Source organism: Haladaptatus sp. CMSO5, from assembly GCF_036689885.1.
Classification (GTDB): Archaea; Halobacteriota; Halobacteria; order Halobacteriales; family Halococcaceae; genus QDMS2.
In genome coordinates this window covers 522,995-544,730 of sequence record NZ_JBAHVW010000001.1, presented here as the reverse complement: position 1 = coordinate 544,730, position 21,736 = coordinate 522,995, and the positions used below count along the sequence as shown (strand labels likewise).

At 62.7% G+C, this 21,736-nt stretch carries 27 protein-coding genes; 17 read left to right on the top strand and 10 right to left on the bottom strand.

Features of this window, described 5'->3' with window-relative positions:
• The first annotated feature begins 3 nt into the window (after window positions 1–3).
• The 4 genes from V5N12_RS17125 to V5N12_RS02880 all read left to right on the top strand — a co-directional run bounded on the left by V5N12_RS17125 (window position 4) and on the right by V5N12_RS02880 (window position 2,193).
• Window positions 4–162 carry a DUF7563 family protein gene (locus V5N12_RS17125; protein ID WP_442904922.1) on the top strand — a complete coding sequence of 53 codons (159 nt, stop codon included), beginning with the start codon at window positions 4–6 and terminating at the stop codon, window positions 160–162.
• Window positions 163–272: 110 nt separating this feature from the next.
• Window positions 273–509: a GIY-YIG nuclease family protein gene (locus V5N12_RS02890; protein WP_332897649.1), complete on the top strand. Its 237-nt coding sequence runs from the start codon at window positions 273–275 to the stop codon at window positions 507–509.
• Window positions 510–566: 57 nt separating this feature from the next.
• The gene (locus V5N12_RS02885; protein ID WP_332897648.1) at window positions 567–1,940 is read left to right on the top strand and encodes a phosphoglucomutase/phosphomannomutase family protein; all 1,374 of its coding nucleotides are present in this window, start codon (window positions 567–569) and stop codon (window positions 1,938–1,940) included.
• A gap of 76 nt (window positions 1,941–2,016) precedes the next feature.
• A complete protein-coding gene (locus tag V5N12_RS02880; protein ID WP_332897647.1) occupies window positions 2,017–2,193 on the top strand; it encodes a hypothetical protein in 177 nt (58 codons plus the stop codon).
• A 3-nt stretch (window positions 2,194–2,196) separates the two neighbouring features.
• On the opposite strand, the gene V5N12_RS02875 is transcribed toward V5N12_RS02880, so the two are convergent.
• From V5N12_RS02875 to V5N12_RS02865, 3 genes are read right to left on the bottom strand one after another with little or no spacing between them, the layout of a single operon-like run.
• Window positions 2,197–2,559 (bottom strand): GNAT family N-acetyltransferase, encoded by a 363-nt coding sequence (locus V5N12_RS02875; RefSeq protein WP_332897646.1) that lies wholly within the window; start codon window positions 2,557–2,559, stop codon window positions 2,197–2,199.
• Window positions 2,559–2,756 (bottom strand): ubiquitin-like small modifier protein SAMP2, encoded by a 198-nt coding sequence (samp2, locus tag V5N12_RS02870; protein ID WP_332897645.1) that lies wholly within the window; start codon window positions 2,754–2,756, stop codon window positions 2,559–2,561. The genes V5N12_RS02875 and samp2 overlap by 1 nt, the downstream gene beginning before the upstream one ends.
• A gap of 39 nt (window positions 2,757–2,795) precedes the next feature.
• Complete coding sequence (locus V5N12_RS02865) at window positions 2,796–3,890, bottom strand: bactofilin family protein (RefSeq protein ID WP_332897644.1); 1,095 nt, start codon at window positions 3,888–3,890, stop codon at window positions 2,796–2,798.
• Window positions 3,891–4,036: 146 nt separating this feature from the next.
• On the opposite strand from V5N12_RS02865, the gene V5N12_RS02860 reads away from it, so the two are divergent.
• Complete coding sequence (locus tag V5N12_RS02860; protein ID WP_332897643.1) at window positions 4,037–5,014, top strand: replication factor C small subunit; 978 nt, start codon at window positions 4,037–4,039, stop codon at window positions 5,012–5,014.
• Here the strand turns inward: V5N12_RS02860 and V5N12_RS02855 are convergent.
• Window positions 5,011–5,511, bottom strand: a complete 501-nt coding sequence (locus V5N12_RS02855; protein WP_332897642.1) for a TspO/MBR family protein — start codon at window positions 5,509–5,511, stop codon at window positions 5,011–5,013. The genes V5N12_RS02860 and V5N12_RS02855 overlap by 4 nt on opposite strands.
• 353 nt (window positions 5,512–5,864) lie before the next feature.
• Between V5N12_RS02855 and alaS the strand changes: the two genes are divergently transcribed.
• The 4 genes from alaS (at window position 5,865) to V5N12_RS02835 (ending at window position 11,012) form a co-directional block, all read left to right on the top strand.
• Window positions 5,865–8,651 (top strand): alanine--tRNA ligase, encoded by a 2,787-nt coding sequence (gene alaS / locus V5N12_RS02850; protein WP_332897641.1) that lies wholly within the window; start codon window positions 5,865–5,867, stop codon window positions 8,649–8,651.
• Window positions 8,652–8,703: 52 nt separating this feature from the next.
• Window positions 8,704–9,468, top strand: a complete 765-nt coding sequence (locus V5N12_RS02845) for an alpha/beta fold hydrolase (protein WP_332897640.1) — start codon at window positions 8,704–8,706, stop codon at window positions 9,466–9,468.
• A gap of 82 nt (window positions 9,469–9,550) precedes the next feature.
• Window positions 9,551–10,267, top strand: coding sequence for a type 1 glutamine amidotransferase (locus V5N12_RS02840; RefSeq protein WP_332897639.1), 717 nt, complete (start codon window positions 9,551–9,553; stop codon window positions 10,265–10,267).
• A gap of 52 nt (window positions 10,268–10,319) precedes the next feature.
• The gene (locus V5N12_RS02835) at window positions 10,320–11,012 is read left to right on the top strand and encodes a CPBP family intramembrane glutamic endopeptidase (RefSeq protein WP_332897638.1); all 693 of its coding nucleotides are present in this window, start codon (window positions 10,320–10,322) and stop codon (window positions 11,010–11,012) included.
• A 15-nt stretch (window positions 11,013–11,027) separates the two neighbouring features.
• Here the strand turns inward: V5N12_RS02835 and V5N12_RS02830 are convergent, their stop codons facing one another.
• Window positions 11,028–11,495: a cupin domain-containing protein gene (locus V5N12_RS02830; RefSeq protein WP_332897637.1), complete on the bottom strand. Its 468-nt coding sequence runs from the start codon at window positions 11,493–11,495 to the stop codon at window positions 11,028–11,030.
• Between the two features lie 276 nt (window positions 11,496–11,771).
• Between V5N12_RS02830 and V5N12_RS02825 the strand changes: the two genes are divergently transcribed.
• The 6 genes from V5N12_RS02825 (at window position 11,772) to V5N12_RS02800 (ending at window position 17,403) form a co-directional block, all read left to right on the top strand.
• Window positions 11,772–12,623, top strand: a complete 852-nt coding sequence (locus V5N12_RS02825; protein ID WP_332897636.1) for an electron transfer flavoprotein subunit beta/FixA family protein — start codon at window positions 11,772–11,774, stop codon at window positions 12,621–12,623.
• A gap of 2 nt (window positions 12,624–12,625) precedes the next feature.
• Window positions 12,626–14,131, top strand: coding sequence for an electron transfer flavoprotein subunit alpha/FixB family protein (locus V5N12_RS02820; RefSeq protein WP_332897635.1), 1,506 nt, complete (start codon window positions 12,626–12,628; stop codon window positions 14,129–14,131).
• Window positions 14,128–15,792, top strand: coding sequence for an FAD-dependent monooxygenase (locus V5N12_RS02815; protein ID WP_332897634.1), 1,665 nt, complete (start codon window positions 14,128–14,130; stop codon window positions 15,790–15,792). The genes V5N12_RS02820 and V5N12_RS02815 overlap by 4 nt, the downstream gene beginning before the upstream one ends.
• Window position 15,793: 1 nt before the next feature.
• Window positions 15,794–16,186, top strand: coding sequence for a hypothetical protein (locus V5N12_RS02810; RefSeq protein WP_332897633.1), 393 nt, complete (start codon window positions 15,794–15,796; stop codon window positions 16,184–16,186).
• A 25-nt stretch (window positions 16,187–16,211) separates the two neighbouring features.
• Window positions 16,212–16,943, top strand: coding sequence for a helix-turn-helix domain-containing GNAT family N-acetyltransferase (locus V5N12_RS02805; RefSeq protein ID WP_332897632.1), 732 nt, complete (start codon window positions 16,212–16,214; stop codon window positions 16,941–16,943).
• 124 nt (window positions 16,944–17,067) lie between these two features.
• Window positions 17,068–17,403, top strand: a complete 336-nt coding sequence (locus tag V5N12_RS02800) for a 4Fe-4S dicluster domain-containing protein (RefSeq protein ID WP_332897631.1) — start codon at window positions 17,068–17,070, stop codon at window positions 17,401–17,403.
• Window positions 17,404–17,417: 14 nt separating this feature from the next.
• Here the strand turns inward: V5N12_RS02800 and V5N12_RS02795 are convergent, their stop codons facing one another.
• Both V5N12_RS02795 and V5N12_RS02790 read right to left on the bottom strand, forming a co-directional pair.
• Window positions 17,418–17,573, bottom strand: a complete 156-nt coding sequence (locus tag V5N12_RS02795) for a DUF6757 family protein (protein ID WP_332897630.1) — start codon at window positions 17,571–17,573, stop codon at window positions 17,418–17,420.
• 7 nt (window positions 17,574–17,580) lie between these two features.
• Window positions 17,581–18,390, bottom strand: coding sequence for a PHP domain-containing protein (locus tag V5N12_RS02790; RefSeq protein ID WP_332897629.1), 810 nt, complete (start codon window positions 18,388–18,390; stop codon window positions 17,581–17,583).
• Between the two features lie 132 nt (window positions 18,391–18,522).
• Here V5N12_RS02790 and V5N12_RS02785 point away from each other — a divergent pair, with 132 nt between their 5' ends.
• Window positions 18,523–18,813, top strand: coding sequence for a DUF5789 family protein (locus V5N12_RS02785; protein ID WP_332897628.1), 291 nt, complete (start codon window positions 18,523–18,525; stop codon window positions 18,811–18,813).
• Here the strand turns inward: V5N12_RS02785 and V5N12_RS02780 are convergent.
• Entirely contained in the window at window positions 18,810–19,811 is a 1,002-nt protein-coding gene (locus V5N12_RS02780; RefSeq protein WP_332897627.1) for a DUF5784 family protein, read from the bottom strand. The two genes, V5N12_RS02785 and V5N12_RS02780, sit on opposite strands and share 4 nt — an antisense overlap.
• A 132-nt stretch (window positions 19,812–19,943) precedes the next feature.
• On the opposite strand from V5N12_RS02780, the gene V5N12_RS02775 reads away from it, so the two are divergent.
• Window positions 19,944–20,120 (top strand): DUF5786 family protein, encoded by a 177-nt coding sequence (locus V5N12_RS02775; RefSeq protein ID WP_332900065.1) that lies wholly within the window; start codon window positions 19,944–19,946, stop codon window positions 20,118–20,120.
• Here V5N12_RS02775 and V5N12_RS02770 read toward each other — a convergent pair.
• Both V5N12_RS02770 and V5N12_RS02765 read right to left on the bottom strand, forming a co-directional pair.
• The gene (locus tag V5N12_RS02770) at window positions 20,098–20,820 is read right to left on the bottom strand and encodes a DUF7530 family protein (RefSeq protein ID WP_332897626.1); all 723 of its coding nucleotides are present in this window, start codon (window positions 20,818–20,820) and stop codon (window positions 20,098–20,100) included. The two genes, V5N12_RS02775 and V5N12_RS02770, sit on opposite strands and share 23 nt — an antisense overlap.
• Window positions 20,813–21,718, bottom strand: a complete 906-nt coding sequence (locus tag V5N12_RS02765; RefSeq protein WP_332897625.1) for an NAD(P)H-binding protein — start codon at window positions 21,716–21,718, stop codon at window positions 20,813–20,815. Before V5N12_RS02765 ends, V5N12_RS02770 begins: the two co-directional genes overlap by 8 nt.
• Window positions 21,719–21,736: the final 18 nt, after the last annotated feature.

Here is a 21,736-nt window from a genome sequence, read left to right as displayed (position 1 = left end):
ATAATGCCAGAGTGCAACTACTGTGGCTCCCACGTGTCTGACCGCTTCGCTCGAGTATTTGCAGACGAGAGTGGACAGGTAAACGCATGTCCGAACTGCTCAGCGAACGCGGGAATTGCGGAGGCATCCAAGACCCGTGCGGATCGACAACCCGCCAGATAATCCGCGGATTCGTATCGACTAGAGACCAATTATTCGGCGCGTTTTCCTCCCTACCCCCCATTCTCATTCGCCGAAATCGCTACGGCTGTCGGTTTCGTTTACGCAACTAGATGCACTACGTCTACCTCATCGAGTGTGCAGACGGGTCACTCTACACGGGCTATACGACCGACGTAGAACGCCGCGTCGAAGAACACAACGCCGGAACCGGAGCGAAGTACACGCGCGGACGTGGCCCCGTCGAACTCGTCCACACAGAACAGTTCGAATCGAAGTCGCGGGCGATGAGCCGCGAATACGAGATTAAACAGTTTTCCCGGGCGCGAAAAGAGCGGCTGTGTGAGTGAGTAAATTCCCGACCCGCCAGCAGCGAGATTTTTCACCCCACGCCCGGAGTGAAGCGTATGGACAAAATTTCATTCGGCACCGACGGGTGGCGCGCCACCCTCGACGTGTTCACCACCCCACGCGTGCGCATGGTCGGGCAAGCCGTCGCCACCACCCTCGCAGACACGGGTGAAACGCGACCCGTCGCTATCGGCTACGACGCCCGGGAGACCTCACGCGGGTTCGCAGACGCGCTCGCAGACGTCCTCACCGCGAACGGCTTCGACGTGGTGATGCCGCCGCGTGACTGCCCGACGCCGGCCGTCGCGTGGAACATCGTGGAGCGGGACCTCGCGGGCGCGCTCATGGTCACGGCGAGCCACAACCCACCCGAGTACAACGGCGTGAAGTTCATCCCGGACAACGGCGCGCCCGCCCTCCCCGAGGTCACGGACGAAATCGTCTCGAATCTCGCAGAACCCGAATCGCTTCCCGAAGCCGACCACGGCAGCGTCGAGGAAGTGGACTTCGTCGGCGCACACCGTGACCACGCGCTCGATCTCGTTTCGGGCGACCTCTCTGGACTCACGATTGCCTACGACGCGATGCACGGGAGCGGTCGCGGCGTCACCGACGCCCTGCTCGAAGCCGCCGGTGCGGAGGTCATCCGCCTGCGGGACGAACAGGACGCGACCTTCGGTGGCACGCCACCGGAGCCAAATGCCGAGAATCTGCAGGCACTCGCAGTCGCCGTCGAATCGGGCGAGGCCGACCTCGGCGTGGCCAACGACGGCGACGCAGACCGCATCGGCGTCGTGACCGCAGAGCGGGGCTACCTGAGCGCGAACCTGTTTTTCGCCGCCATCTACGACTACCTCTTAGAATCGGACTCGGGGCCAGCGGTGCGGACGGTGTCGACCACGTACCTTATAGACCGCATCGCAGAATCCCACGGCCAAGAAGTCGTCGAGACTGCGGTTGGATTCAAGTGGGTCGCCCAAGCGATGCAGGAATCGGACGCGCTCATCGGCGGGGAGGAGTCGGGTGGGTTCTCCATTCGCGGCCACGTCCCCGAAAAAGACGGCGTCCTGATGGCGCTGCTCGCCGCCGTCGCAGAGTCCGAGAAATCGCTCGACCAGCGCGTCACGGACTTGCTCGAAACGCACGGTGAGATTCGACAAAACAAGATTAGTCTGGACTGCCCCGACTCGGAGAAAGCGCGGGTGCTCGCAGCACTCGACGGCGACCTCCCCGAGACGGTGGCCGGGGTCGCGGTCAAAGACGTGAACTCGAAAGACGGCTTCAAAATCCTCCTCGCTGACGGCTCGTGGCTGCTGGTTCGACCGTCTGGAACGGAGCCGAAACTTCGCGTGTATGCGGAGGCGGGCAGCGACGAGCGCGTGGCTGAGTTGCTGGAGGCAGGCCGAGAACTGGTCGAACCGCTCGTCTGAATCGGCCGGAGAGCGCCATTATTCGCAGACATGGCAGCACGATACAGTAATAAGCTCACACAGCGATTGAAGCGGAGTGAATCATCTGCGACTCCTGTTCGTCCTGTTTCTGGCCTATGCGGCGCTCGCGGTTGGGTTTTTCATTGACCGGAACACGATTCAGGCAGGGGTTGCAGCGCTCGCGGCAGTTGGGAGTCTCTCGCTTCTGGTGTGGTACGTCAAAACCGGCGAGCGAACGCAGGCAAACGCCTGAAAGTTAGCGCCTGACGCCGCGAAATCGTCCCTCTTCCAGTTCTTCGATGTCGAAATTCAACTTCTCGTAGAACGGCCGGTTTTTCGCGTCGAATTCGGCTTCAATTTGGTCAACATCCTCGCTCGCGGCTTCCACGAGTGTCCGCCCGATGCCCTGCCCGCGGCGGGCGCGGCGGACGGCGACGGCGTCGATATGCCCACCAGAGCGGACGAGCGCACCTAAAAGTCGCCCGCCCTCTACGGCGACGAGCGCCTCGCGCGTGTCACACTTTTCGCGGACGGTGGCGGCGTCGATTTCGAGCATCGCGCCGTCTAAAATGGTCATGACCGTCGGCAATTCCTCCACGGTGGCGGGCCGGACACGCATTATCCGCCCTTGATGAGTCGGAGAATCTTCACGCGCGCTGCGTCAACCGGCTGGTCTTCGGGGACGAGCGAGCCATCGACTAACACCGAAACTTCGTGGACGTTGAGGCCCACCGCTTCCACGAGGTCTGCGTACGTGCCGTCTTCGAGTGTGACCTCGTGGGTGTCCTCACCAACGACTTCGACCGTGACGCGCATGGCGTGAAACACGACCGGACGCGCCCTAAACGTGTCGCGTTAGGTCGGCGGTACCCACGAATCGCCCGTGTCGTCGGGTTCTTCCACCAGCGGTTCCGGTGGTGTCCGCTCGCCGCGGTAGGTGCGATACGCCGTGAGCGCGAGCGCCCCAAGCCCGAGCAGGAGGACGAGGAATGAGATGATGCCCCCGACGAAGGGGATGCGCGCGGCTAAGGCGACGACGAGCAGGCCAAGGAACAGCGCGGCCCAGCGGTTCGGGTAGCCCGCGAACTCAAGCAGCCACGTCCCGATGGCGAAGCGCCCGTAGATGGTGCCAATCCACAGGACGACGGCGAACAGGAAGATGCCCGCGAGCGAGAGCGGGATGCCGACGATGGTGAACAACAGCACCACCAGGACGATTGGCACGCCAATCAGCGTGAGCAGGCCAACGCCACCCGAGCGCAGCGGGGCGGTCGTCGCGGCTGTCGAAACCCGACCCGAGAACTTCGGGAAGACGAGCAATAACACCGCGCCGAGCAAGAAGCTCACGAGGAAGCCGTAGATGGTGAGCGTCGCGTCGAAGAAGCCCGTATCGGGCGTTTCGACGACCGGGCCGACACCGAGTCCAGCGTTGCGCGTGACCGCGCCGCCAACGGTGGCGTCGGGCGCGCGGTTGAGTTCGCCGTCGTACTCGAGGTTGCCCGCGATGGCCGCGGTTGAGCCAAGGACGATACTCTCGCTGTCGATGCGCGCGTCACCGGCGATTTGGCCGTTCACAACGGTCGAACCGGAGCCGGATTCGAAGTCGCCGCCGACGGTCGCCTCAGGCCCGAGCGTTGTCGTTCCACCGTAGGCTCCCACGTCGCCGGCGACATTCCCGTTCACCGTGATGGTGCCCGCGAAGGCGGAGACGGAGCCGGTCACCTCACCGTTGATGACGACGTTCCCCGAAAACACGTTCACGTCGCCGTTTACGACGCCGTTGATGACGACGTTGCCAGCGAAGATGTCGAGGTTGTCGTTGATGGTCTCGCCGGCGGCGATCGTCACGTCGCCACCGGTGCGCGTGTCAGCCGCGACGACGCCCGGTATCGCTCCGAACAGGACGATGAGCGTGAGCAAGGCCGCAAGGATGTGTCTGTGTGTTCCCACCCGTACCCTCATGGTAGGTAAATGTACGCCAGAAGAGACGATAAAGTGCGTTGTGTGCAATACAGAGTCTCACCCGGGCTGGAACGTCCCTTCGACCCCACCTGAGTCTCGGAGCGTTTACAAGCCGATGGCCCCTCACTTCGGCCATGAGCGAGGCGGACACTGAATCGCGAGCCGGACGCGAGGAAATCTGGATCGAGAAGTATCGCCCACAGACGTTAGACGACGTCGTGGGCCACGAGAACATCGTGGGACGGCTCAAGAGCTACGTGGCGAAAAACGACCTCCCCCACCTCCTGTTTTCGGGGCCAGCAGGCGTCGGGAAAACCACCTCGGCGGTCGCCATCGCTCGCGAACTCTACGGCGACGACTGGCGCGAGAACTTTCTCGAACTGAACGCTTCGGACGAGCGCGGCATCGACGTGGTGCGCGACCGCATCAAGAACTTCGCCCGGGCGAGCTTCGGCGGCTACGACTACCGCGTCATCTTCTTAGACGAGGCAGACTCGCTGACCTCAGACGCCCAGTCCGCCCTCCGCCGGACGATGGAGCAGTTCTCGAACAACACGCGCTTCATCCTCTCGTGTAACTACTCCTCGCGCATCATCGACCCCATCCAGTCTCGGTGTGCCGTCTTCCGCTTCGCGCCCCTCGACGACGAGGCCGTGGCTGCACAGGTGCGCATCATCGCAGAAACCGAGGGGATCCCGGTCACCGACGAGGGCGTCGATGCCCTCGTCTACGCCGCAGATGGTGACATGCGAAAGGCCATCAACGCATTGCAGGCCGCCGCGGTCATGGGCGAAGAAGTGAACGAGGAAGCCGTCTTCACCATCACCTCGACCGCCCGCCCCGAGGAAATAAAGGAGATGGTCATGAAGGCGCTCGACGGCGATTTCACCGCCGCGCGCTCGACGCTCGATGAGTTGCTCACCGAAAAAGGGCTCGCGGGCGGCGACATCATCAACCAACTCCACCGTTCTGTCTGGGAGTTCGGCCTCTCTGACAAGGACGCCGTGCGCGTCATGGATCGGATTGGAGAAGCCGACTACCGGATTACCGCGGGCGCAAACGAACGCGTGCAGTTGGAGGCGCTATTGGCCTCGCTCGCGCTCCACAACTAGTTGAGCCGCCAGATTTCGTAGTTGAGGAGCGCGGCGAACGACACCCAGAGCAGATAGGGAACGAGCAACAGCGCTGCGCGGCGGTCGACGCGGTCGAACAGCGCGATGGTGGCGACGATGGCCACCCAGAGCACGGCGATGGTGACCAGCCCGAGAAACGGCGATTCGAGGCCGAAAAACGCCGCAGACCAGCCGATGTTGAGCGCGAACTGGAGGGCGAACGCGGCGAGGGCGACGCGCACGGCACGTCTGTGGAAGCCGCCTCGCCAGACCAGCCACGCGCCAGCGCCCATGAGCGCAAAGAGCGTCGTCCAGACCGGGCCGAACACCCAGTTTGGCGGGTTGAACGCAGGTTTGGCGAGAGTTGTGTACCACGTGTTGATTTGCGACGCGGTGAACACGGTTCCGAGCGCGCCGAGGAGTTCTGCGCCGAGAATCGCTCCGGCGAGGGTGCTGTACGGGCGTCGGACCGGGAGCGACGAATGAGAGACGTCCATGGTGACCAGTACGTGCTCACGGGTTTTGAGGAAAGGGGAGAGAGGTGGGAAAATACCATGTTCCACGGGAAGGGGGTGGGGGAACCCGCTTTGCCTGTGGCCACCTGGTGGGTGGAGGAGTTCCCGCAACCCTGCGTGACACAAACACGATATGACGATACGCGAATTCGGGTAACTCCCAGTTAGACGGTAACTATTGGTAATGTAAATACCCGAGGTAAGCAGGAGGTGAGTGAGTTACGTCGGGTGACCGCGCAGTTAAGCCGCCTGACGGGCGCTACCTGTCGATTTGTCCACTGTTGAGAGAGTATGCGGAACTGTTTTACGCGCACACAGGCCAGTTGTGGACACGAATGAGCGACCTCGAAGCGGAGTATCGTCTCGAATATTTCGAGACGGAGGACTTCCACCGACTGGAGTGCTCTGAGTGCGGGGCGCACTTCTGGACGCGAGATGGGTCTCGCGAGACCTGTGGTGAGCCGCCGTGTGCTGAGTACAGTTTCATCGACAACCCCGGGTTCGACGGCGAATACACCTTAGAGGAGATGCGCGAGGCGTTTCTCTCGTTTTTCGAGACGAACGACCACACGCGCATCGACCCCTATCCCGTCGCCGCGAACCGCTGGCGAGACGACGTGCTGTTGACCCAAGCATCCATCTACGACTTCCAGCCACTCGTCACGAGCGGGCAGACGCCGCCACCGGCGAACCCGCTCACGATTAGCCAGCCGTGCATCCGGATGCAAGACATCGACAACGTGGGCAAGACGGGCCGCCACACGATGGCGTTCGAGATGATGGCCCACCACGCCTTCAACGCCAAAGAGGAGGCGGGCGACAAGTACGCCTACGAGGGCGAAGTGTACTGGAAATCCGAGACGGTCGAGTACTGCGACAAGTTCTTCGAATCGCTCGGCGTCGACCCCGTCGAGATCACCTACATCGAAGACCCGTGGGTTGGCGGCGGCAACGCCGGACCGGCGTTCGAAGTCATCTTCAAGGGCGTCGAACTCGCCACGCTCGTCTTCATGTCCTTAGAACAGGACCCGGAGGGCGACTACGAGATGAAAGACGGCAATACGTACTCCGAGATGGACACGTACATCGTGGACACCGGGTACGGCTTAGAGCGCTGGACGTGGGTCAGTCAGGGCACGCCGACAGTGTACGAAGCCGTCTACCCCGACATGATTGCGTTCCTCAAAGAGAACGCAGGCATCGAACTCACCGCAGAACAAGAGGACATCGTCCACCGCGCCGCGAAGCTCGCGGGGCACATGGACATCGACGAGGCAGAGGACATGGAGTCCGCCCGCGACAACATCGCAGAGCACATCGGCGTCTCCACGACCGAACTGACCGAGTTGATGGAGCCGTTAGAGGACATCTACGCCATCGCCGACCACTGTCGGACGCTCGCGTACATGCTCGGCGACGGCATCGTCCCCTCGAACGTCTCGACGGGCTACCTGACGCGCATGGTGCTGCGGCGCACCAAACGCCTCGTGGACAACGTCGGCATCGACGCGCCGTTAGACGAACTCGTGGATATGCAGGCAGAACGTCTCGGCTACCGCAACCGCGACACCATCCGCGACATCGTCCGGACGGAAGTCGAGAAGTACCGCGAGACGCTCGAACGCGGCGGTCGCCGGGTTCGCCAGCTCGCAGAAGAGTACGCAGCGCGCGGCGAGGCCATCCCGACGCGCGAACTCATCGAACTGTACGACTCCCACGGCATCCAGCCGGACATGGTCGAGGAGATTGCTCTTGACGTCGGGGCAGACGTGAACGTCCCAGATGACTTCTACAGCCTCGTGGCCTCGCGCCACGGCGGCGAGCAGGCCTTCGAGGACGAAGACGAGCGAGAAGAATCGGCAGAAGACCGCCTCGCCGAACTGCCGAAAACAGACCGTCTGTACTACGAAGACCAACAGCGCACCGAGTTCGAAGCCGTCGTCATCGACGTGTTCGAGCGCGAAGACGGCTACGACGTCGTCTTAGACCAGACGATGTTCTACCCCGAAGGCGGGGGCCAGCCAGCAGACCGCGGGTCGCTCTCGACCGACGACGTGAGCGTCGAAGTCACCGACGTGCAAATCGTCGATGGCGTCGTCCTGCATCGAACCGACGACGACCCCGGCAAGGGCGAGTTCGTCCGCGGACAGGTCGATACGACCCGTCGCCGTCGGCTGATGCGCCACCACACCGCGACTCACGTCGTGATTCACGCCGCGCGCAAGGTGCTCGGCGAGCACATCCGACAGGCCGGAGCGCAGAAGGGACTCACCTCCTCGCGCATCGACGTGACCCACTACAACCGCATCACGCGCGAGCAGGTGAAGGAAATCGAACGCCTCGCGAACGAAATCGTGATGGACAACACGCCGGTCAAACAGGAGTGGCCAGACCGCCACGACGCAGAGAGCAAACACGGCTTCGACCTGTATCAAGGCGGCATCCCACCGGGTGAGAACATCCGTCTCATCTACGTCGCAGACGACGTGCAGGCGTGCGGTGGCACCCACGTCGCTCGAACCGGCGACATCGGAGCCATCAAGATTCTCACCACCGAGCGCGTCCAAGACGGGGTCGAACGCCTCGTGTTCGCCGCCGGTGACGCCGCGATTGAGGCGACCCAGGAGAACGAAGATTCGCTCTACGAAGCCGCAGACATCTTCGACGTGAGCCCCGACGAAGTGCCCGCGACCGCAGCGCGCTTTTTCGAGGAGTGGAAGGGCCGCGGCAAGCAGATAGAGGACTTGAAAGAACAGCTCGCCGAGATTCGCGCCAGCGGCGGCGCGGGCGGCGAGGAAGTCGAACTGGGCGACGGCGCGGTCGCCATCGTCCAGCGCATCGACGCCGACATGGACGAACTCCGCGCGACCGCGAACGCCCTCGCAGAAGACGGGAAGATTGCCGTTCTCGGCAGTGGCGCGTCGGGTGCGCAGTTCGTCGTCGCCGTTCCCGACGGCGTGGACGTAAACGCCGGTGAGGTCGTTGGCGAACTCGCCCGTCGCGTCGGCGGTGGCGGTGGCGGCCCCGCAGACTTCGCCCAAGGGGGCGGCCCAGACGCCGACAAGCTGGACGACGCCTTAGACGAGGCTCCCGAAGTCCTGAAAAGCGTCCTGAACGCGTAACTCGGGCTTCGCAGTCGCTATTCTCTTTATCTTCGTCCCCCGAGTGCCAGCTATGGAAGTCACCACCGCAGACGGCACGACGCTCGTCTCCAGCATCGCCGGGAGCGGCGAGACGGTCGCGCTCGTCGGCGACGCTGGCTACGGCGCGTGGCAGTGGGGCTGGCAGCACGCCGCCCTGACCGGGCCGTTCGAAACGCTCGTGTACGACCACCGCGGGACGGGGCGCTCGGATGCGCCGCCCGGTCCCTACACGGTCGAAACGCTCGCAGACGACCTTGAATCGGTGTTGAAAGCCCACGACGTGCGGAAAGCCCACCTCGTCGGCGCGGGTCTTGGGGGGATGGTGGCGCTCAACTACGCCCGGCGCTACTCGCGGGCGCGCTCGCTGTGTCTGATTGGGACGGCCGCGAACGGTGGGGGCATCGACACGACGCCGCTTGCTGCACCGCGCGACGACCCGGCGGCGCTTCGGGCGTCGCTCAGGAACGCGCTGTCGCCCGACTTTTTCAGTGAGCAAGACACCACCATCGACCAGTTGGTCGAGTGGCGCATAGAAGACGCGACGCAAGCGGGGTGGGCCGCCCAGCAGGTCGCCATCGAGGCGTTCGATGCGGGCGCGCTCTACGAAATCACGCTCCCGGCGCTTGTCTGCCACGGAACCGCGGACGCGGTGTGGCCCGTCTCGGGAGGCGAACAACTGGCAGAGGGCTTACCGAAGGGCGACTTTTTCCCGCTCTCCGGTGCGGGCCACCTCTGTCATGTCGAGCACTCACAGGTCGTAAACGACGAGTTGTTGGGGTTTCTCGAAGCACGATAATCGGCGGCTCGGGCGCACAAACGCCCGGCAGAAACCCACGGGAGCGTAACGCACTAAACGGTTGCTCCCATTCTAGACAGTAATGACTCGGCTTCGACTCGCCCTTTTAAACGCCGCTCACGACGACACGGACACGAAGCGCAACTTCCGGCGCGAAGTGGACGCAGACCTCGTGGAGTTTCACGCCACCGAAGGCAGACTGCCAGACAGCTTTGACTTCGATGGCTTTCTCGTGACCGGGTCGCGCTCGTCTGTGTACTGGGACGAAGCGTGGATTCAACCCCTCAAAGACTGGGCGCGCGAAGCCGTAGACCGGGGCCTGCCCGCCCTCGGCGTCTGTTACGGCCACCAACTGCTCGCGGACGTGCTCGGCGGCACGGTCGAAGGGATGGGAGCCTACGAAATCGGGTATCGAGAGATTACGCACCTCGACAACACGCCGCTGTTTGCGGGGATCGATGAGCACTTTCTCTCGTTCACCTCACATCAAGACGCCGTCACGGAACTCCCACCCGGCGCAACGCGCACCGCAGAGAACGACTACGGCGTCCACGGCTTCCAGTTGGGCGACAGCTTCGGCGTCCAGTTCCACCCCGAATACGATATGGAGACGGCGAGACTGCTCACCGAGAGCAAGGACCTGACCGACGAGAAGCGTGCCGAGGTCATGGGTGGCATCACCGAGGAAAACTACGCCCGCGCCCAGCAGGCGAAACTCGTGTTCGAGAACTTCTGTGACTACGTCCGCGAGGTCAAGGACATCCCGCGCACCGGCCCGTCGGTAGGAACGCCCGACTAACTAAGCCCGAGTCGCACTTTTTACGGCTATGGCAGTCCGTTCACCCACTCCCGTGAGACACCTCGGTGGCGCGCTCCTCATCACCGCCGGGGCGTTCGTCCTCAGCGTGGCGCTCTCGTTGCCTGCGCTCTTTATCTCAGCGGAGACGCTTCTCGGATTCACGATTATCGTCATCCTCTCTGAACTCGGCTTTGCAGCGGCTGCAGGCGTGTTCCTCGTGGTTGCCCACCACCACCTCGACTACTTCAACCTCCACTGGCCAGCGCGACGCGGGTACGTCGCCATCGTCGCCGGGACGGTGGGCCTGCTCGTCTTCCGATACCTTTCGTTGCTCCTCATCTTCGCCCTCGGCCTTCCCGTCGCGGGAAACGCCATCGTTGACCCCGCCCTCGACGGGTTTCGCGACACGTTGCTCGTGTTGGTCCCCCTCTCGATTTTGGTGATTGGCCCGGCCGAGGAATTGCTGTTTCGCGGCGTCCTCCAGCGGTATCTCACCGAGTCGTTCAGCACGGCGAGCGCCATCGCGCTCACGAGTCTGTTGTTCGCCCTCGCCCACGTCCCAACGTCACTTCTCGCCACGCCCGACCCACTCGCGGTGGGCGTCGCGGGCGCGGTGCTGTTCGGGATTTCCGCCCTCCTCGGCGTTCTCTACGACCGCACGCAAAATCTCGTCATCCCGATGCTCGTTCATGGACTGTACGATGCGGTGCTGTTCGGGACGGCGTACGTGGTGCTTGGGTTCTAAAAAACGGCTCGCAGCTTACGTGTACCGGCCGGTCTGTGCGCCACAGTCGAGACAGACGGTGACGAGGGCGTCTTTGGTCTCGACCATCTCGATTTTCTGCGGGGTGCGCTCGCCACAGTCCGCACAGTCGCCGTAGAGGTCGATGTCGGTCGATTCTTTGGGCGACCCGATGGCGAGGGCGACGACGCGCTCGTCGGTGTGGTTGAACCCCTGTTGGTGGTCGCCGGGGGCAAAGCGGATGGCCTCGCCTTCCTCGACTGTGACCTCGCCGTCGTCGGTTTCGAACGTTGCCGTGCCCTCTTGGATGTAGAACACCTCTTCTTGGTCGTGGTGGCAGTGATAGCCGAAGGCGAAGCTCTCGCCGGGGGCGAGTTCGAAGTAGTTGAGCGCGAGGCCCTCGGTTTCGAGTGCCTTTGCGACGGGAACCCGGCGGCTTGCCGGACTCATTCGACGGTCTAACTCGTCGATACGAACCTTTTGCATGGGTGGAACGCGGGTGCGGAGCGATAAAAATCCTAGCCCTCGTGTTTTTTGCCTGTCCAGTAGTCGGCGGCGGATTCGGGTGGATTCGTGTGGTTTCTCAGTCCAGGCTCCGTCGCGCTCATTCACCGAATCCAAGGGAGAACGGCGTGGAGACGCGCGAATCGGATTTTGGAGAGGGGTGAAAGTGGCACCCGCCAGTCCAATTGGCGGCCCGACATAATAATAAACCATGAGGTAGGAGTAACATGGGACGAAGAGTCACGAGGTTCGATATCAATGCACTCAATTGTTCTTACGAAAGGCGTCCCCGACTTCAGAGAGGGACAGGTCTCTTTTAACGAGGAGGGACACCTCGAACGGGGAAAGACGCCGACGGTGATGAATCCGAACGACAAGTTCGCACTGGAGGCGGCGATGCAGACGAAAGTCAGACACGGCGGCCGCGTCAGCGTGATGAGTATGGGGCCACCGGGCTATCAGGGCATCCTCATAGAAGCGATGCGAGACGTCTACGCAGACGACCTGTATCTGCTCTCAGACCGCGAGATGGCCGCCTCTGATACGTGGGCGACCGCGATTACGCTCAGCGCGGGCATCGAGAAACTCGGTGAGCCAGACCTCATCTTTGCGGGGTTCAAAACCGCAGACGGTGAGACGGGCCACACCGGTCCCCAGACGGCGTGGTGTCTCGACTGGCCGATGATTACCCACGTCATCGCCCTCGACGTGGACGAGGAGGAAAAACGCGTTCGTGCAAAACGTCTCGTCGAAGGCGACATCAAGGAGGTAGAGACCGTCGAGGTTGACCTGCCTGCGTTCATCGTGATGGACCCCGAGTTCGAGCCGAGCTATCGACGGGCCGAACACCGACTCGTGTTCAAAGACCTACGCCAGGAGACCCAAAAACGCGCAGAGAATGCAGAGAACGCGATTACGGTCTGGGACCACGTCGCGCTGAACTTAGACCCGAACTTCATCGGGCTTGATGGGTCACCGACCATCGTGTCCTCGGTCGACCCGATTCCGAAAGCGCCCGCAGAGCGCGAGGCGACGATGGTCGAGGCGACGGACATGGACGGGATGAAAGAAGTGTTTGACGTGATGGACGCGTTCGCGGCGGGGGACTAATCATGGCACTCGACCCATCCAACCACACGGTTCCGGAACTCGAATCCGCACTCGCGGAGATAGACGACGCGACGGCGCTAGCCGAGCTACTCGAAGCCGAAAAAGACGGGAAGAATCGAACGACCGCCATCGCCGCCATCGAAGCCCGCATGGAAGCGGTTGACGAACCGACGGGCGACGAGGTAGACGAAGCCGAGGTTCAGGACGAGCCGGAAGGCGCGAAAGAGCGACCGAAGGCCAAGCGCGCCATCGATGTCATCGAACTCGCCGAGGACCTGCCGGACGGCCTCGAACACCCCACGGCGGACAAAAAACACGTCCGCGCGCTCGTTGGCGGCACCTACCGCGACATGTGGGTGTACTGCGAGACCCAGGCGGGCGAACTCATCGACGTGTCAAAGGAGATGCTCGGGAAGGCGCGCGAGCTGATAGACGAGTACAACGACGACTACGACGCGGACGAACGGGTCGTCGGCGTCGTCATCGGTGACAATGCGAGCGACCTCGCAGACGACGTGATCGCCTACGGCGCGGACGTGGCGATTTACCACGAGGACGACCGCCTCGAACGCTTCCAGCACAAGCCGTACACCGAAATCGTCTCGGACATGAGTCGGGGGGACGCAGACTGGCGCGACTACGACAAACCGCGATACTTCCTGTTCCCGGCGACGAACAACGGCCGCGACCTCTCTGCGATGGTGCAGGCCGAACTCGACAGCGGGCTGGCGAGTGACTGTTCTGACCTCTACATCACGGACGAACTCATCTCGAACCCCGTGAAGACGGGCGAACCCGGCGTGAAAGTCGAGTTCGAGCGCGTGTTGCACATGAAACGCCCCGACTTCAGCGGATTCGAGTATTCGACGATTCTCTGTCTCGACAACCCGACTCGGGAGTTCCACCCACAAGGCGCGTCGGTGATTCCGGGGAGCTTCCCCGTCCCCGAGGCGGACGAAGACCGGGTTGGCCTCATCGTCGACCACAGCCTCGAATTACCCGACGAGTGGTTCAAGGTACACGTCACGGAGTTCAACCAACTCGACGAGGGCGTCGACCTCACTGGCCGCGAAGTCATCGTGGCGGTGGGTCGCGGCATTGGCAAAGACCCGACGAAGGGAATCGAACTCGCGCTCGACCTCGTCAAACAGTTCGACGACGCAGACCTCGGCCTCTCGCGCGGGGTGGTGACGGCGTCGTACAAGGTCGGCGGCCACGTCGAACAGTACGTCGCAGAGGAGCGCCAACTCGGTGAGACCGGACAGGTGGTCGCGCCGCCGCTGTACATCGCGGCTGGCATCTCCGGGGCGATTCAGCACAAAGTCGGCGTCGACCAGTCGGACACGATTATCGCCATCAACACCGACTCCGACGCGCGGATTCGCGATTTCTCCGACTACTTCATCGAGGGAGACCTGTTCGAGGTGCTCCCGCAGTTGACCGAGGCGCTCGAAAGCGGCGAATTGAATCTGAAAGCACTCGCGGACGGACGCGGTGACGCACAATGACTGAGTACGAACACTACGAAGCAGTCGTGGTCGGCGCTGGCCCCGGTGGGGCGGCGGCGGCCGCGGTGCTCGCACGAAACGGTATCGAAACACTCGTTTTAGAACGCGGCGTCGACGCCGGGTCGAAAAACGTCTCAGGCGGCCTCCTCTACGCGGAGGAATCTGCCCCCTACACGATTGACGACCTGTTCCCCGACTTCCGCGAGGAAGCCGCAGAACGGCCCATCACGGAGTACCACCTCCACAACATCGCCGGAAACAAGGTGAAGTCGTTCGACATCACCGATCTCCACGAACACGACACCGAGTGGTCTGATGCGGTGCTCCGCCGCAAGATGGACTCGTGGCTCGCCGGAAGAGTCCACGAGATGACCCGCGAGACCGGTGGCGGCCTGCTCACCGGCGTGCGCGTAAACGGCCTCTTGCGAGAAAAAGGGAAAATCGTGGGCGTCACCTGCGACGAACTCGACCCCATCACCGCAGACCTCATCGTCGCCGCAGACGGCGTGAACTCGGAACTCGCCCGTCAAGCCGGGTTGATGGACTGGGACGAACCAGAAGAGTGGTTCCAGGGCGTGAAAGCGGTCGCAGAGATGCCCGCAGACGTTATCGCAGAGCGATTCGACGTGAGCGAGAACGAAGGGGTTGCCCACCTGTTCTCGGGGAACCTCTTTGGCAACGTCCGCGGCGGTGGCTTCCTCTACACCAACCAAGAGTCGCTGTCGATTGGGACGGTGTTCCACTTGGACTCGCTCATGGAAGAGCGCGCAGAGCCCCACCAGTTGCTCGACAACCTGCTCACCCATCCGCTGCTCGCAGACTGGCTCGGCAACGACTACACGGAACTCGAATACTCCGCGAAACTCGTTCCCGACTCGAAGAAGGTGGCCCACACGTCACCGTTCAAGGACAACCTCGTGCTCGTTGGCGACGCTGCGGGCCAGATGCAGGCCCAAGGGCCGATTATCAAGGGCATGAACCACGCCGTGACCGCCGGTGCGCTCGCCGCAGAGGCGTTCGCAGAGGCGCGCGCCCGCGGCGACATCGAGGCAGTTGGCCAGCGCTACACCGACAAACTCTACGACGAAGGCGTGATGAAAAAGCTCCGCCCGCGCGGCTATCAGGTGGCCCGGCGGGTCGGCGAAAACGGCCCAGCGGAGGGCATTCTCGATGGCTTGCTCACCTCGCCGGTGGGTCGCCTCGGCGTCCGTGCGCTCGGTGGCCGGCTCGAAAAACTCTACTCTGCGCCGTCGCTGTCGATGATGGTGCCGGACACCCAGACGCCGTACGTCACGCTACCGACGGTGATTGCAGAGGAACTCGGGACGCGTATCAGCACCGAGAGCGAGGTCACGCCGCCGTCGCTCGCAGACCGGATTGGCAACCTCACCTACGACACGGACGTGGGCAACCCGCACATCAAACTGCTCGACAACTCACTGGAGGCCAGCGGGGCGGCGGTCACGGCGTGTCCGGTGAGCGCGATGGACTTCGGCGGTGGCTGTTACCGCGAGGAGACGATTATGGTGGACGGAAAAGAAGAGCGCATCGTGAGCCTCGACACCCAGCCGTGTGTCGAATGTGGCACCTGCGCGGTGGTCGCAGAGACGAAGTGGGAACACCCACGCGGTGAGAAGGGCGTCGAGTTCAAGTGGGGCTAAGATGTCCCACTCGCCGTACTGGGAGCGCATCTCGTCGCTCGCAGAGCGGGCACAAGCAGACCGCGAGCAGTCGACACTCGCACGCGGCGAGGCGGCCGACGAGCGGGCGCTAACCTACCTCCGCGACGGAGTCGGCCAAGTCGCGCTCGTCTACATCGAGGCGCGCACCGGCGACGAGCAGGTGCGCTTTTCCACAGTCGAGTTCTCGCTGCTCGAACGTGCGCTGAACGACTGGCTCGACTGCTATGCCCACTGTTACGGCGTCGAGTTGGGAGCCGAGTTCACCGTCCGCGAGGTCGCAGAGCTACTCTTAAAAACGGACAACATCCGCGACACGGCACAACTGCTCACCGGCGTGCCAACCAGACGGTCAACAATCACGAAAAACTATTAGGGAAGACGGCGTGGTAAGGCTTGTCATGAAACTCTCTGACAAGCTTGAGTTCGGCCACGAAGACCGACGTCTCATCTACGAATACATCGAGAGCCACGGGGCGGTGACGCCAAAAGAGCTAGAGCGAACGCTCCGCGTCGACCCGAGCGGCCTCAAACACCACATTGCGATTCTCAAACGCGACGATCTCATCGAAGTCGCAGACGACAAGCTGCTCGTCTCCATCGAGGCCGGGGCAGAAGAGGAGTTCACCGACGAGGGCGTCGATTACATCATCCGCCCCGCCCGGCAAGAAGACCTCACGGGGCTGGTGGGCGCGATTCGCCAGGTTTCAGAGGAGAAAACCTACATCGTTGGTGAGTCGGTCGCGGACGTCATCGACCACGAAGAGGTGTTGCTCCGGCACAACGAGTTGGAGTCGCGCATGTTCTTCGTCGCGTGCGTGAACCGAGAGGTCGTCGGCTGGGTGCATCTGAGCGCGCCTGAGTTAGAAAAACTCGGTCACACCGCGGAGTTGACCGTCGGCGTCATCGACGAGTACCGGGGCCACGGCATCGGGAGCCATCTCCTGCACCGCGGGCTCGAATGGGCCAAGGAAAACGGCTTCGAGAAAATCTACAACTCGGTGCCGTCTACGAACACCGACGCAATCCAGTTCCTCGAATCCCACGACTGGGAAATCGAGGCGACGCGCGCGAAACACTACAAACTCGGTACGACGTACATCGATGAAGTGATGATGGCCGTGCGGCTCTGACGACGGCTGTGAGAGAGTTTTTCACGGTGCAGAAGCGAGCGAACGCGCCGGAAATCGCCCGAAAGCGACACGCCTCGCTAGCCATTAACATGGTTTTAAGTGGGTTGCCGACATTCACCTCAGCATGGCAATTGACCCACAGTTCCACGAAAACCGCGAGGTAGTGGACGAACACAACGGCCACGACGTGTGGGGTCCCGTCGACGAACCCGAAGTACTCGGTATCCACGGAACCCACGTCGCAGTTGATTTTGACATCTGTATCGAAGACGGCGCGTGTCTCGAAGACTGCCCCGTAGACGTGTTCGAATGGGTAGACACCCCCGGCCACCCCGAAAGCGAGCGAAAGGCAGACCCGGCTAAAGAAGCCCAGTGTATCGACTGCATGCTCTGTGTAGACGTGTGCCCGGTCGATGCAATCGACGTGGACGCCGGCCGACAGGCCGGTGGCGGCTGGTAACGAAAAAGCGAATTTTACTTCGTATCGAGTCCGTCCGGGAGCGTGCCGAACGCCTGCGCGTCTGCGAGTTCCCGCATTCGTTCGCGGAGGTGCTGTTCACAGAGTCCGACCTTCATGTGGTCTTTTTCCACGGCGAAGGCAGCCTCTCGGTCGCAGTAGTGACAGCGCATACAGTGACTACGCTTCTCTAGCAGTTGAAGGCTCCGACCCCGACAAGCGTTGACAAAAGCGGTCGAGCTCCGTCCCTGAGAGGGTTTCTTTTGCGAGTACGTCGATGTGCGCGTCGCTGCCGCCGGTCACGAGGAGGTCGTGTTCTTCGACTGCCTCCCAGACGAGCGCGTCGTCTACGGGGCGGTCGTAGGGATAGTACGCCTCGATGGCGTCGAGCGCGGTGGCGAGGTCGAGAGCTTTCTCGGGGTGTGGGTACCGAAACGGGTGGGCGAGGCTGACGACGGCGCAGGCGTCCGTGAGCAGTTTCGCGCCGTCGTCGAAGGAGGGGATGGCCGCCCGACGGACGAAACACGGCCCGTCGTCGCCGATGAGTTCGTCGAAGGCGTCCTGATAGGCGTACGGTGCCTCGCTCGCCTCGATAGCGCGGGCGATGTGCGGGCGGCCAACGCCCGATTTGTACTCGATGTCGAGGGAGACGCCGAGGCGGGCTTCGACGGCCGCGACGATTGCTCGCGCCCGTTCGAGGCGGTTTTGCTGGATGCGGTCGAGCGTCGAGACGAGGGGGTCGGTCGGCGTGACGGCGTAGCCAAGCAGGTCGATGTCGAAGCTTCCGGCGTCAACGCGCAGTTCGATGCCACGGATGAACGTGATGTCCTCGTGGGTTGTCACGGGCGCTGCGAGGCCGGGGTGGATGAGGTCGTGGTCGGTGATGGCCACCACGTCGAGTTCCGCGAGCGTCGCCGCCCGCGGCACGTCGGAGAGCGCCATCGTGCCGTCAGACGCCGTTGTGTGTACGTGGAGGTCTGCAACCGGCATAGAAAACCCCACGCAGGGAGGGCGGATACCCCTTCGGGTGGACGCATGTCAGTAATATTTCCTTAAAGACCATTAAGAATCAATAGTCATACATGGACAACAGTTATAATTATTCTTCATGCACGATTGGGTATGAGACTCAACAACGGCGCAAGCGAACTCATCGAAGCCCAGACCTACCCAACAACCTCCGGCGACTTCGTCGAGCAGTACGGCGAGGAGGAAATCCAGCTCGCAAACGGCGCAGAGACGTTCGGTGAGGTGTTCGGCCTGTACGAAGCCGACGAAACCTTCACCGACGCAGAGGACGCAAAGCTCGCGGCGTTCCAGGCAGTGAGCCACAAGGGCGTTGGGCGGCGCTACTACTCTGATCGTGAATCGTTCGACATCGGTGAGAACAGTCCGGAGGCCGTTTCCTTCTAGGCCCAGTCGATCACGCTGTCGAGTGAGAGCGGCACAGCCCCCTTTTTGTAGCCACTGAACGAGCCGTCGGGTCGTGCTCTAAACACGACGGCTGGTTCGTGGTGGACGTTCGGTTGCTCGCCAGCGACGGCGTTCCACTCGTCATCCCGAAACGAGGTGCAGTCAACGAATAGGACGGCGTCATGGTGTTCGCTGAGTTGGCCGTTCGTCTTGGTCGCCGCGGTGTCCCTGACCGCCGCGGTTGGCGTGTTTGCCACGCGTTTGGTCGGCGGACGCGGGCGGGTGACCTCAACGATGACATCCTCGGTGCCTTTGAGGGCGCGAAAATCGAGGGTGTGTCCGGTGTGAACGTCGATTTCTGGCACCAACTCGTAGCCCGCGTCGATGAGGAGGCGGGCGGCGTTGAACTCGCCCATCGTCGCGTCCATGCGCGTCTGGTCGAGGCGGGCGCTCGTCCCGAGTTTCGACGCCATCGTGTAGCGATACTCGTCGAGCAAGCCGGTGTCCAAGAGGTCTTCGTAGAACTGGATGGCCTCGTCGCGGTCTGCGTCCGGGAACCCAGAAGCGTGGTCGTAAAAGTACCGACGGGTGGTCTCGCGGCCGTCTTTCGAAAAGAAGACGGGGAGGAAGAACCACGCGACGTGGTCGTAGCGTGCGAGCCACGGGTCCGTGTCTTTGAGGTCGGCCAAGAGTTCGCGCTGTGCCCACCGCGCGACGGGGTAGGGCACTTCGTCAAAGGAGTACTTGTCCGTCCGCCAGAGCGTACTCGGGGTTTGGGTGTTCCCAAGCCAGTAGGCCTCGCTGTCGTTCCAACAAAAGAGCGCGAAGTCGCCGTTGTCCATCGTGAACCGGCGCGCGTCGTAGCCGCCGGGTGGTTTGAACCACGGCCCGGACATGGTCGCGCCGATGGTGTCGTCGAGTTCCGAAAGCAGTGCCCGGCGCACCCGCTTTTCGGACCACTGCTGGGGTGAACGCCGGAAGCGAAGCGGACCTGCCACAGGTGGTCAGACGGGGTGGAGGTGCATACGGGTTACGAACAACTGACTGGTCATCGAATTGGCGTGTTTCAGCAAAAAGACAAGTACCGATACATTGATAGTGAAAAACCTGCAAGTATGAGTGTATTTCGCATGTCAATGGGTGCCTATGACGAACAGGAACACATGCGCCGCGAAGAGAAAACCAGCCGTGTCAACGCAGACAACCCAGACGACACACGCCTTCGGTACGAGGGTAAAGTCGAATACGACTCCGGCGACTCCGCTGCGGCGTTGCTCGAACAGTTCAAGAAGATGAAACAACAGTAACGCTTCTGTTTTTCCACAGTAACAAAAGCGAGAGGCCAGTGACGACCACCATCGCCACGACGTGGCCAAGGAGCGCCGCGGCGAGCACTGGTTGGCCAGCCACAAACGGGACGAGCGCGAGCTGTAACAGCCCGAATGCGAGCGTTTCGCCGTCCGCACGAGACAGCGCACGCGCCTGGTCTGGGGGGAACTCGTACGTCCACGACCGCCAGAGCGCGGTGACGCTCGCCCACCAGCCCGTGCCGATGCGATAGCAGAGGTCCCAGCAGACGAGCAAGAGGAGGTACACCCCGAGCATGGGCGGCGACTCGCCCAGCAGTTGGGTCACCAACGGCTCTGTGCCCGTGTCGAAGGTGAACAGGTAGGTGACCAAGGCGACGAAGGCGAGCACCGCGAGGACGACCTCGACGTTCGGGCCAAAGAGCAGTCGCCGGTAGGTTCGCGGGGCATCTGCGGTGCGAATCCGGTTCGCAATCCGGCTCATGGCAAGACTGCCGACCGCCGCAACCACGATGGCGGTCGTCCCCGCCGGGACGGCGTTCCAGCGGCCAGAGAGCGCCGCGACGACGAGCAAGCCACCCTCGAAGAGAACGAACTGGACGAGCGCAGAGCGCCACGGCGAGAGGCTGACGCCGGGCAGCGCGCCGACGATGCTCTCGTACACCCACGCGTCGCCGTACGTTGACGGCGGCTCACCCATCGATGACCTCGACGGTACCTGCGCCGAGGGCTTTTCTCACGGCGTCGTCGAACGGGATTCCGGGGACTGAAATCAGGCCTTCGATGCGGTGGTCGGTGACGACGACCGTGTTTTTCATGCCGTGAATCAGCGGGTGGGCGACGCTCGAAGGGACATCCGTCACCAAATCGAGCCAGTACGCAGAGAGCGTCGGCGTGAGCACCGGCACCTGGATGATGGTCAGGTCGTGGCCCTGAATCTCGGCGGTGCGTTCTAACACCTCGCGGTAGGTGAGCACGTCCGGGCCGCCGATTTCGTAGGTTTCCCCCGCGGTTTCGGGGACGGAGAGGACGCCCACGAGGTAGGCAATCACGTCGTCTACGTCGATGGGCTGGCACTTCGTGTTCACCCAGCGCGGGGTGACCATCACCGGCAGGCGGTCTGCGAGCTGGCGCACCATCTCGAAGCTCGCACTCCCGTCACCGATAATGATGGCCGCCCGGAGCGTCGTCAGGTCGTAGGCACCCTCCCTGAGGACGAGTTCGACCTCGCGGCGCGACCGGAGGTGGTCTGAGAGGTGGTCGCGGTCTTCACCAAGGCCGCCGAGATAGATGACGCGCGAAACGCCTGCCCGGCTCGCGGCGCGCTCGAAGTTGTGGGCTGCCCGGCGGTCGCGTTCGCGGAAGTCGTCGCCCGCGCCCATCGAGTGGACGAGGTAGTAGGCGGCGTCTACGTCTTCGACGGCGGCGTCTACGCCCCACGGGTCGAGTAAGTCCCCCGAGAAGACCGAGACGCCTGTGGGGGCGTCGTAGCTCGCGGCATCCCGGACGAGAACTCGCACGTCGTGGCCAGCATCGAGCAGCGCAGGAACCAGCCGACGGCCAACGAATCCCGTCGCGCCGGTGACCAGAATGTTCATACTGCTAAGAAGTCTCGC

What these genes read in the sequence shown, in the direction of transcription:
- V5N12_RS17125 (WP_442904922.1), top strand. Translation starts at nt 4, where the DNA reads ATGCCAGAGTGCAACTACTGTGGCTCCCACGTGTCTGACCGCTTCGCT.
- V5N12_RS02890 (WP_332897649.1), top strand. Translation starts at nt 273, where the DNA reads ATGCACTACGTCTACCTCATCGAGTGTGCAGACGGGTCACTCTACACG.
- V5N12_RS02885 (WP_332897648.1), top strand. Translation starts at nt 567, where the DNA reads ATGGACAAAATTTCATTCGGCACCGACGGGTGGCGCGCCACCCTCGAC.
- V5N12_RS02875 (WP_332897646.1), bottom strand. Translation starts at nt 2,559, where the DNA reads ATGCGTGTCCGGCCCGCCACCGTGGAGGAATTGCCGACGGTCATGACC.
- samp2 (WP_332897645.1), bottom strand. Translation starts at nt 2,756, where the DNA reads ATGCGCGTCACGGTCGAAGTCGTTGGTGAGGACACCCACGAGGTCACA.
- V5N12_RS02860 (WP_332897643.1), top strand. Translation starts at nt 4,037, where the DNA reads ATGAGCGAGGCGGACACTGAATCGCGAGCCGGACGCGAGGAAATCTGG.
- V5N12_RS02855 (WP_332897642.1), bottom strand. Translation starts at nt 5,511, where the DNA reads ATGGACGTCTCTCATTCGTCGCTCCCGGTCCGACGCCCGTACAGCACC.
- alaS (WP_332897641.1), top strand. Translation starts at nt 5,865, where the DNA reads ATGAGCGACCTCGAAGCGGAGTATCGTCTCGAATATTTCGAGACGGAG.
- V5N12_RS02845 (WP_332897640.1), top strand. Translation starts at nt 8,704, where the DNA reads ATGGAAGTCACCACCGCAGACGGCACGACGCTCGTCTCCAGCATCGCC.
- V5N12_RS02840 (WP_332897639.1), top strand. Translation starts at nt 9,551, where the DNA reads ATGACTCGGCTTCGACTCGCCCTTTTAAACGCCGCTCACGACGACACG.
- V5N12_RS02830 (WP_332897637.1), bottom strand. Translation starts at nt 11,495, where the DNA reads ATGCAAAAGGTTCGTATCGACGAGTTAGACCGTCGAATGAGTCCGGCA.
- V5N12_RS02825 (WP_332897636.1), top strand. Translation starts at nt 11,772, where the DNA reads ATGCACTCAATTGTTCTTACGAAAGGCGTCCCCGACTTCAGAGAGGGA.
- V5N12_RS02820 (WP_332897635.1), top strand. Translation starts at nt 12,626, where the DNA reads ATGGCACTCGACCCATCCAACCACACGGTTCCGGAACTCGAATCCGCA.
- V5N12_RS02815 (WP_332897634.1), top strand. Translation starts at nt 14,128, where the DNA reads ATGACTGAGTACGAACACTACGAAGCAGTCGTGGTCGGCGCTGGCCCC.
- V5N12_RS02810 (WP_332897633.1), top strand. Translation starts at nt 15,794, where the DNA reads ATGTCCCACTCGCCGTACTGGGAGCGCATCTCGTCGCTCGCAGAGCGG.
- V5N12_RS02805 (WP_332897632.1), top strand. Translation starts at nt 16,212, where the DNA reads ATGAAACTCTCTGACAAGCTTGAGTTCGGCCACGAAGACCGACGTCTC.
- V5N12_RS02800 (WP_332897631.1), top strand. Translation starts at nt 17,068, where the DNA reads ATGGCAATTGACCCACAGTTCCACGAAAACCGCGAGGTAGTGGACGAA.
- V5N12_RS02795 (WP_332897630.1), bottom strand. Translation starts at nt 17,573, where the DNA reads ATGCGCTGTCACTACTGCGACCGAGAGGCTGCCTTCGCCGTGGAAAAA.
- V5N12_RS02790 (WP_332897629.1), bottom strand. Translation starts at nt 18,390, where the DNA reads ATGCCGGTTGCAGACCTCCACGTACACACAACGGCGTCTGACGGCACG.
- V5N12_RS02785 (WP_332897628.1), top strand. Translation starts at nt 18,523, where the DNA reads ATGAGACTCAACAACGGCGCAAGCGAACTCATCGAAGCCCAGACCTAC.
- V5N12_RS02775 (WP_332900065.1), top strand. Translation starts at nt 19,944, where the DNA reads ATGTCAATGGGTGCCTATGACGAACAGGAACACATGCGCCGCGAAGAG.
- V5N12_RS02770 (WP_332897626.1), bottom strand. Translation starts at nt 20,820, where the DNA reads ATGGGTGAGCCGCCGTCAACGTACGGCGACGCGTGGGTGTACGAGAGC.
- V5N12_RS02765 (WP_332897625.1), bottom strand. Translation starts at nt 21,718, where the DNA reads ATGAACATTCTGGTCACCGGCGCGACGGGATTCGTTGGCCGTCGGCTG.